At 63.1% G+C, this 1,044-nt stretch carries 1 protein-coding gene; it reads left to right on the plus strand.

Going from position 1 to position 1,044, the window contains the following annotated elements:
• Positions 1-1,044, plus strand: a 1,044-nt coding sequence (locus ACRCUN_RS34150; RefSeq protein ID WP_462146026.1) for an AMP-binding protein, incomplete at both ends; no start/stop codon positions are given.

Consider the following 1,044-nt stretch of genomic DNA (forward strand, 5'->3'; position numbering starts at 1 on the left):
CGGTTGGAGCGGGTGTTGGTGGCGGTGACGGGTGATCCGGGTCGGTTGTTGTCGTCGGTGGAGGTTGTGGATGAGGGTGAGTGTTGGCGGTTGGATGTGTTGGGTAATCGTGGGGTGTTGATGGAGTCGGTGGGTGGGGTGTCGATTCCTGAGGTGTTTGGGCGGCAGGTGGGGTGTGTTCCGGATGCGGTGGCGGTGTGGGGTGGGGGTTGTTCGTTGTCGTATCGGGAGTTGGATGCGGCGTCGAATCGGTTGGCGCGTTTTTTGGTGGGTTTGGGTGCGGGTCGTGGTGAGTGTGTGGTGGTGCTGTTGGAGCGTTCGGTGGTGGCGGTGGTGGCGATTGTGGGGGTGTTGAAGTCGGGGGCGGGGTATGTGCCGGTGGATCCGGTGGTGCCGGATGCTCGGGTGGAGTTTGTGTTGGGTGATGCCAAGCCGGTGGTGGTGGTGACGTCGGCGGGTTTGGTGGGGCGGGTGGCTGGGTGTGGTGTGGCGGTGGTGGATGTGGATGATCCGCGGATTGCTGGGGAGTCTGATGGTGGGTTGGTGGTGCCGGATGCTGGTGATGTGGCGTATGTGATTTATACGTCGGGGACGACGGGGGTGCCGAAAGGTGTTGCGGTGACGCATCGCAATGTGACTCGGTTGTTTGAGGGTTTGGATGTGGGGGTGGAGTTGGGGCCGGGTCAGGTGTGGGCGGCGTGTTCGTCGTTGGCGTTTGATTTTTCGGTGTGGGAGATGTGGGGGGCGTTGTTGTTTGGTGGTCGGTTGGTGGTGGTGTCGGAGCAGACGGCGCGTTCGCCGCGGGATTTGGAGGCGTTGTTGGTGGGGCAGGGGGTGACGGTGTTGAGTCAGACGCCGTCGGCGGTGGGGATGTTGGATGCTGATCGGTTGGGGTCGGTGTCGGCGGTGATGGTGGCTGGTGAGGCGTGTCCGGTTGATGTGGTGGATCGGTGGGCGCCGGGTCGGGTGTTGGTCAATGGTTATGGTCCGACGGAGACGACGGTGTATGCCGCGATCAGTGCGCGGTTGGGGGTGGGTTTGGGG

This window comes from Mycobacterium venezuelense (genome assembly GCF_054919535.1).